The organism is Thiobacillus sp. 65-1402, from assembly GCF_001897685.1.
GTDB lineage: Bacteria > Pseudomonadota > Gammaproteobacteria > Burkholderiales > Thiobacillaceae > Thiobacillus.
Genome location: NZ_MKUG01000121.1, coordinates 1 through 8005 on the forward strand (window position 1 = coordinate 1; position 8005 = coordinate 8005).

The window sequence follows — 8005 nt, forward strand, 5'->3', positions numbered from 1 at the left end:
CTTCCGAGGCACCGTCGAATACCGGCGAGGCAAACGGCACGCCCTTGGTCAGGTTGCGCGCAAGTTCGATCACTTCGTCGTCGCTGAAGCTGTCGAGATCCTCCGACTTGCCTGACTGGTTGTAGATCTCCTTCAGGAAGTGGCGCATATCCTTCACCAGCGTCTTGGTCTGCGCCGCCAGCATTTCGCCGATACGCTCGCCCAGGCCCTTGGAGGCCCAGCCGAGGTGGGTTTCCAGAATCTGGCCGATGTTCATCCGCGACGGCACGCCGAGCGGGTTCAGCACGATGTCGACCGGGCGGCCGTCGGCCATGAAGGGCATGTCTTCGACCGGAACGATTTTTGACACCACGCCCTTGTTGCCGTGGCGGCCGGCCATCTTGTCGCCGGGCTGCAGGCGGCGCTTGACCGCCAGGTAGACCTTGACCATCTTCTGCACGCCGGGCGGCAGTTCGTCGCCGGCGGTGAGCTTTTTCTTCTTCTCTTCGAACATTGCATCGAATTCGATGCGCTTTTGCGTGAGGCTGTCCTTCAGCGATTCGACCTGACGGCTGGCCTCGTCGTCGGCCAGACGGATGTCGAACCAGTCGTGGCGGTTCACCGATTCCAGATAGTCCCGGGTGACCTTGCTGCCCTTGGCGAGCTTCTTCGGGCCGCCGTTGGCGACCTTCAGGTGCAGCAGCTTTTCCAGTCGCGCAAAGGTGTCGTCCTCGACGATACGCATGCGGTCGGTCATGTCCTTGCGGTATTCCGCCAGCTGGGTGTCGATGATCGACTGCGCGCGCTTGTCGCGCTCGATGCCCTCGCGGGTGAACACCTGCACGTCGATCACCACGCCGGACATGCCGGACGGCACCTTCAGGCTGGTGTCTTTCACGTCGCTGGCCTTTTCGCCGAAGATGGCGCGCAGCAGCTTCTCCTCCGGAGTCAGCTGGGTTTCGCCCTTGGGCGTGACCTTGCCGACCAGCACGTCACCCGCCTCGACTTCCGCGCCGATGGCGATGATGCCGGAATCGTCCAGACGGCCCAGCTGGCGCTCGGCGAGGTTGGAGATGTCGCGGGTGATTTCTTCCGGGCCCAGCTTGGTGTCGCGCGCCACCACCGACAGCTCCTCGATGTGGATCGAGGTGTAGCGGTCTTCGGCGACCACTTTCTCGTTGATCAGGATCGAGTCTTCGAAGTTGTAGCCGTTCCACGGCATGAAGGCGACCAGCATGTTCTGGCCCAGCGCCAGCTCGCCCATGTCGGTCGACGCGCCATCGGCGATCACGTCGCCGCGTGCGATGACATCGCCCACCTTCACCAGCGGACGCTGGTTGATGTTGGTGTTCTGGTTGGAGCGCGTGTACTTGATCAGCGAATAGATATCCACCCCGACCTCGCCCGCACGCGCTTCTTCGTCGTGCACGCGGATCACGATCCGGCTGGCGTCGATGTAGTCGACGATGCCGCCGCGATACGCAGTGACCACCGTGCCGGAGTCGACCGCGGCGGTGCGCTCGATGCCGGTACCGACAAAGGGCTTCTCCGGACGCAGACACGGCACCGCCTGGCGCTGCATGTTGGAGCCCATCAGCGCGCGGTTGGCGTCGTCGTGCTCGAGGAACGGGATCAGCGAGGCTGCCACCGACACGATCTGCGCCGGCGCCACGTCCATGTACTCGATGCGGTCCGGCGTCGACAGCGTGAATTCGTTCTTGTAGCGGCACGACACCAGGTCGTCCTTGAACTTGTCCTTCGCATCAAGTTCGGCGTTGGCCTGCGCGATCACGTACTTGCTTTCTTCGATCGCCGACAGGAACTCGATCTCGTCGGTCACCCTGTTGTTGACGACTTTTCTATACGGCGTTTCGATGAAGCCATACCAGTTGGTGCGCGCGAACAGGGCCAGCGAGTTGATCAGGCCGATGTTCGGGCCTTCCGGCGTTTCGATCGGACACACGCGACCGTAGTGGGTCGGGTGCACGTCGCGCACTTCGAAACCGGCGCGCTCGCGGGTCAGGCCGCCGGGGCCCAGCGCGGAGACGCGGCGCTTGTGGGTGATCTCGGACAGCGGATTGGTCTGGTCCATGAACTGCGACAGCTGGCTGGAGCCGAAGAACTCCTTGATCGCCGCCGACACCGGCTTGGCGTTGATCAGGTCGTGCGGCATCAGGTTGTCGGATTCCGCCTGCGACAGGCGTTCGCGCACCGCGCGTTCGACCCGTACCAGGCCGGCGCGGAACTGGTTTTCAGCCAGCTCGCCCACCGAACGCACGCGGCGGTTGCCGAGATGGTCGATATCGTCGATTTCGCCGCGGCCATTGCGCAGCTCGACCAGAATCTTGATGACGGCAACGATGTCTTCGGTCGACAGCGTGCCGGCGCCGGTCAGTTCGTCGCGGCCGATGCGGCGGTTGAACTTCATGCGGCCCACGGCCGACAGATCGTAACGCTCTTCGCTGAAGAACAGATTGCCGAACAGCGCCTTCACCGCATCTTCGGTGGGCGGTTCGCCCGGCCGCATCATGCGGTAGATCGCGACCTTGGCGGCATATTCGTCCGTGGTGTCGTCGGTGCGCAGGGTCTGCGAAATGAAGGCGCCGTGATCGAGGTCGTTGGTGTAGAGCGTGTTGAATTTTTCAATGCCAGCCGCGGCCAGCTTGGTCAACAGATCCTCGGTGATCTCGTCGTTGGCGCGCGCCACCAGCTCGCCGGTGCCGGTGTCCACCACATCATGCGACAGCACGCGACCCACCACGAACTCGGCCGGCACCGCCCACTTCTTGACACCTGCCGCATCCAGCTCGCGAATGTGCTTGGCTGTGATGCGCTTGTCCTTGGCGACGATGACGTGGCCGTCCTTGCCGCAGATGTCGAAGCGTGCAATCTCGCCGCGCAGGCGCTCGGGCACCAGTTCGAACTGCACGCCCTGGGTGTTGATGTAGAAGGTGTCTTTGCTGAAGAAATCGTCCAGAATGGTGGCCGGAGTGTAGCCCAGCGCTTTCAGCAGGATGGTGACCGGCATCTTGCGGCGACGGTCGACGCGGAAGAACAGGATGTCCTTGGCGTCGAACTCGAAGTCCAGCCACGAGCCGCGGTAGGGAATCACGCGCGCCGAGAACAACAGCTTGCCCGAACTGTGGGTCTTGCCACGGTCATGCTCGAAGAACACGCCGGGGGAGCGGTGCAACTGCGACACGATCACCCGCTCGGTGCCGTTGATCACGAACGAGCCGGTCGGCGTCATGAGCGGGATCTCGCCCATGTAGACCTCCTGCTCCTTGACTTCCTTGATCGTCGGCTTGGACGCTTCCTTGTCCATGATGACCAGGCGCACCTTGGCGCGCAGCGGCGCACAATAGGTCAGACCACGCTGCTGGCATTCCTTGATGTCGAACACCGGCTCGCCCAGCGTGTAGCTGACATACTCCAGGCGGGCATTGCCGCTGTGGCTGACGATGGGAAAAATCGAGGTGAACGCGGCCTGCAAGCCTTCGTTCAGGCGCTCTTCGCGCGAGCGGCCTTCCTGCAGGAAAGCGCGATAGGATTCAAGCTGGGTCGCCAGAAGAAAAGGCACCGGAAGGGTATTGGTACGGCTGGCAAAGCTCTTGCGCAGACGTTTTTTCTCGGTAAAGGTATAAGCCATGGGGTCTCCTTGACGATCAGGGGCGGGCGGGCACGCGGGCTACGTACCGGCGCTTGTGAGGCACACGCAAAAAGCAAAAATGCCCGGAAGCCGAATCCGGGTTCCGGGTATTTGCTGCTTGCGTCTGCCGCGGGTTTCCCCGCAGCACACCGCAGAAATAAGCGTGGCGAAATAAATGCGTCACCGGAATGAGGCGGCGCATTTGCACGCACCGCCTTAATTGCCGTTGACTTATTTGACTTCGACGGTAGCGCCAGCTTCTTCCAACTGCTTCTTCAGCGCGTCGGCATCGGCCTTGGACACGCCTTCCTTCACAGCCTTGGGAGCGCCGTCGACCAGGTCCTTGGCTTCCTTCAGACCCAGGCCGGTGGCAGCGCGCACGACCTTGATGACTTCGACTTTCTTCTCGCCAGCGGAGTTCAGCATCACGGTGAACTCGGTCTGCTCTTCAGCAGCAGCAGCAGCGCCGCCGGCAGCGGGGGCAGCCACGGCAACCGCAGCAGCAGCGGCGGAAACGCCGAATTTCTCTTCCATTTCCTTGATGAGCTCGGACAGCTCAAGCACGGTCATGTTAGCGATGGCGTCCAGAATGTCAGCTTTTGCAACAGCCATTTGTATTACTCCTGTCAATTATGCTTCAGATTAAAAAAACAATATCGTCGATGGGTTGTCGACAGACCGCTCAAGCGGCCTGCTTGTCGCGCACCGCCGCCAGTCCGCGAACGAACTTGGTCGGCACTTCGTTGAGCGTGCGAACGAATTGCGCAACCGGGGCCTGCATGGTGCCCAAGAGCTTGGCCAACAGTTCTTCGCGGCTGGGCATGCTGGCCAGATTCCCCACATCCTGGGCGGACATGATGAAGTTGGGCATGGCACCGGCCTTGATCACGAACTTGTCGTTGGTCTTGGCAAACTCGTGCATCACTTTGGCAGCCGCCACCGGATCTTGGGAAATACCGTAGGCAAGCGGGCCGACCAACTGGTCGGCAATGCCTGCAAATGGCGTATCCGCAACCGCTCGGCGCACCAGCGTATTTTTCAATACGCGCAGATAGACCCCGTCCTTGCGCGCTTTCACACGCAACTGGGTCATGTTTTCCACCGTGATGCCACGATACTCGGCAACGACAACCGTCTGGGCGGCCGCAACCTGCGCGGCGACCTCGGCAACGACGGCTTTCTTTTCTTCAAGATTCAGACTCAAGGTCTTACCTCCTTCTCAGTTACGGAGCATTGCCCGCTTGTGCCCACGGGATGCTCCGGCTGGCGACCTTGACAGGAAAACCCTGCTGGGGAACGCCATCTGCGTAGGGACCGGCGAAGACAAACAGAGGACGGAATCCCATCACCCATCTGCCACCCGCCGGCAATTAAATCCTTGCGGATGCCTACGGTCTTTGACAACCCGCCAGCCAAACCTGCCAGCTGACGGCCCAAAGTTCATTCAGGCACTCTTTGCAGAGATGCCCGTATCAGGAATCACGCGCTGACGCTGGCCTGGTCGACGCGCACGCCCACGCCCATGGTGCTCGACACCGACAGGCGCTTGAAATAGATCCCCTTGGAGCTGGCGGGCTTGGCACGCTGCAACGCGTCCAGCAGAGCCGCCAGGTTCTCTTTCAGGTCATCGATGCTGAACGAGGCGCGGCCGATCGTGCAGTGCACAATGCCCCCCTTGTCGGTGCGATACTGCACCTGGCCGGCCTTGGCGTTTTTCACCGCGCCCACCACGTCAGGCGACACCGTGCCCACTTTCGGGTTCGGCATCAGGCCGCGCGGGCCCAGGATCTGGCCGAGCTGACCGACGACGCGCATGGCATCGGGGGTTGCGATCACCACATCGAAATCCATCTTGCCGGCCTTGATTTCGGCTGCAAGATCGTCGAAGCCGACGATATCCGCACCGGCGTCGCGCGCCTTCTGCGCGTTGTCGCCCTGGGCGAACACGGCCACGCGAACCGTCTTGCCGATCCCTTTCGGCAGCACCACCGCACCACGCACCATCTGGTCGGATTTGCGGGCATCGACGCCAAGATTGACCGCGACGTCGACCGACTCGTCGAACTTGGCGGTTGCGGTTTCCTTGATCAGCTGCAGGGCATCGGCCACCGGATAGTTGCGGTTGCGGTCGATTTTCTCTTTGAGTGCGCGCAAGCGCTTGGATGCATTAGCCATCTTAGACCCCCTCCACGATGATGCCCATGGAGCGGGCCGTACCGGCGATGGTGCGCACTGCCGCGTCCATGTCGGCCGCAGTCAGGTCGGGCTCCTTGGTCTTGGCGATTTCTTCGAGCTGGGCGCGGGTGATCGTCCCCACCTTGTCCAGGTTCGGCTTGGCACTGCCCTTGTCGAGCTTGATCGCCTTCTTGATCAGCACCGTCGCGGGCGGCGTCTTCATGATGAAGGTGAAGCTCTTGTCCGCGAACGCGGTGATCACCACCGGGATCGGCAGACCGGGCTCCATGCCCTGCGTCTTGGCGTTGAACGCCTTGCAGAACTCCATGATATTGAGGCCGCGCTGACCGAGCGCGGGACCGATGGGGGGCGACGGGTTGGCTTTCCCCGCCGGCACTTGCAGCTTGATATAGCCGACAATCTTCTTTGCCATGATGGCTCCTAATTAGTGAGTACCAGCGCGCTTTGGGTCACCCTACTCGCGCTCCTCTCCGGAAAAACCGGATTCCGCTTCCCGGCGTTAATGCCGGAACTCAGCTTTTTTCGACCTGGCCGAACCCCAGTTCGACGGGCGTCGCCCGGCCGAAAATCATTACCGACACGCGCAATTTGCTCTTGTCGTAATTCACTTCTTCCACATTGCCATTGAAGTCGGTAAACGGGCCATCAATGACCCGAACCACCTCACCCACCTCGAACAACACCTTGGGCTTGGGCTTCTCCACCCCCTCGCGCATCTGATCGAGGATGGATTGCACTTCTTTTTCGGAAATGGGAGCAGGCTTGGTTGCAGTGCCGCCGACAAACCCGGTCACCTTGGGGGTGCTCTTCACCAGATGCCAGGTGTCGTCGTCCATCTCCATCTGCACCAGGACATAGCCGGGGAAAAACTTGCGCTCGGCGGTTTTTTTCTGACCGCCCTTCATTTCCACCACTTCCTCCACCGGCACCAGGATTTCGCCAAAGCGATCCTTCATGCCGGCGCGCTCGATGCGCTCAACCAGATTGCGCGCGACGCTTTTCTCGAAGCCGGAGTAGGCATGAACCACATACCACCGCATACTCAACTCCCCCGTCCCATGGCCAACTTGACCAACCACATCAAAATACCATCCACCGCCCACAGAAACAGCGCCATCACGATCACGAACAGCATGACCACGCCGGTCATCTGGATGGTTTCCTTGCGGGTCGGCCAGACAACCTTCTTGGCCTCGTCACGCGCGTCGAGCGCGAAACGGAAAAACTGCCGGCCGGGAGTCGACATTCCGGCAACGACGCCGGCCAGCACGAGGCCCGCCAGCACGGACAGCACACGCACCACGGTCGGCGCGTCCGCAAAAAAATAAAAGCCGGCCACCCCTGCGATGACCAGCAACACTGCTACCAGCAGCTTGAGTTTGTCAGCCATGAATGCTGTGCGCCTTGCGGCTTATCCTGTGGCAGGCCAAGAGGGTCTCGAACCCCCAACCTTCGGTTTTGGAGACCGACGCTCTACCAATTGAGCTATTGGCCTGTATTCTTAAAGGCCGGCTCCAGCGTGCATTCCGCACGCCAGGCCGCCTTGTAGCAAACCGCCCGCCTTACTCTTCGATCTTGGCCACGACGCCGGCACCAACGGTGCGGCCACCTTCGCGGATGGCGAAGCGCAGACCCTCGTCCATGGCGATCGGTTGAATCAGCGATACCTTGATGCTAACGTTGTCGCCAGGCATCACCATTTCGGTGCCGGCCGGCAGTTCAATGCTGCCGGTGACGTCGGTGGTGCGGAAGTAGAACTGCGGACGGTAGCCATTGAAGAAGGGGGTGTGGCGGCCGCCTTCGTCCTTCGACAATACGTAGATCTCGGCGCTGAACTTGGTGTGCGGCTTGATGGAGCCGGGCTTGGCCAGAACCTGGCCGCGCTGGACTTCTTCACGCTTGGTGCCGCGCAGCAGCACGCCGACGTTGTCGCCGGCCTGACCTTGGTCGAGCAGCTTTCTGAACATCTCGACGCCGGTGCAGGTGGTCTTGACGGTCGGGCTGATGCCGACGATTTCGATTTCTTCGCCAACCTTGATGATGCCGCGCTCGACACGACCGGTGACGACGGTGCCGCGACCGGAGATGGAGAAGACGTCTTCAACATGCATCAGGAAGGGCTTGTCGATGGCGCGCTCGGGCTCGGGGATGTAGGAGTCGAGGGCTTCGGCCAGCTTCATG

General features: G+C 61.4%; 8 protein-coding genes and 1 tRNA gene. All 9 read right to left on the reverse strand.

Annotated elements, in window-relative coordinates; genetic code table 11:
- The coding region (gene rpoB / locus BGO62_RS09860) for a DNA-directed RNA polymerase subunit beta (protein ID WP_296641855.1) at window positions 1-3628 on the reverse strand (3628 nt) is incomplete at its 3' end.
- 231 nt (window positions 3629-3859) lie between these two features.
- Window positions 3860-4240, reverse strand: a complete 381-nt coding sequence (gene rplL, locus BGO62_RS09865) for a 50S ribosomal protein L7/L12 (protein WP_296641857.1) — start codon at window positions 4238-4240, stop codon at window positions 3860-3862.
- A 70-nt stretch (window positions 4241-4310) separates the two neighbouring features.
- Window positions 4311-4832, reverse strand: coding sequence for a 50S ribosomal protein L10 (rplJ, locus tag BGO62_RS09870; protein ID WP_296641860.1), 522 nt, complete (start codon window positions 4830-4832; stop codon window positions 4311-4313).
- Window positions 4833-5107: 275 nt separating this feature from the next.
- Complete coding sequence (rplA, locus tag BGO62_RS09875; protein WP_296641862.1) at window positions 5108-5803, reverse strand: 50S ribosomal protein L1; 696 nt, start codon at window positions 5801-5803, stop codon at window positions 5108-5110.
- A gap of 1 nt (window position 5804) precedes the next feature.
- Window positions 5805-6236, reverse strand: coding sequence for a 50S ribosomal protein L11 (gene rplK / locus BGO62_RS09880; protein WP_018079642.1), 432 nt, complete (start codon window positions 6234-6236; stop codon window positions 5805-5807).
- 100 nt (window positions 6237-6336) lie between these two features.
- Window positions 6337-6870, reverse strand: coding sequence for a transcription termination/antitermination protein NusG (nusG, locus tag BGO62_RS09885; protein ID WP_296641867.1), 534 nt, complete (start codon window positions 6868-6870; stop codon window positions 6337-6339).
- Window positions 6867-7214 (reverse strand): preprotein translocase subunit SecE, encoded by a 348-nt coding sequence (gene secE / locus BGO62_RS09890; protein ID WP_296641868.1) that lies wholly within the window; start codon window positions 7212-7214, stop codon window positions 6867-6869. Before secE ends, nusG begins: the two co-directional genes overlap by 4 nt.
- 29 nt (window positions 7215-7243) lie before the next feature.
- A tRNA-Trp gene (locus BGO62_RS09895) sits at window positions 7244-7319 on the reverse strand.
- Between the two features lie 67 nt (window positions 7320-7386).
- On the reverse strand, window positions 7387-8005 hold a 619-nt coding region (locus tag BGO62_RS09900; protein WP_296641870.1), incomplete at its 5' end, for an EF-Tu/IF-2/RF-3 family GTPase.

Bases quoted from the DNA above. Each gene is read 5' to 3' on its own strand.
- rplK (WP_018079642.1), bottom strand. From the start codon at position 6,236: ATGGCAAAGAAGATTGTCGGCTATATCAAGCTGCAAGTGCCGGCGGGG.
- rplA (WP_296641862.1), bottom strand. From the start codon at position 5,803: ATGGCTAATGCATCCAAGCGCTTGCGCGCACTCAAAGAGAAAATCGAC.
- secE (WP_296641868.1), bottom strand. From the start codon at position 7,214: ATGGCTGACAAACTCAAGCTGCTGGTAGCAGTGTTGCTGGTCATCGCA.
- rplL (WP_296641857.1), bottom strand. From the start codon at position 4,240: ATGGCTGTTGCAAAAGCTGACATTCTGGACGCCATCGCTAACATGACC.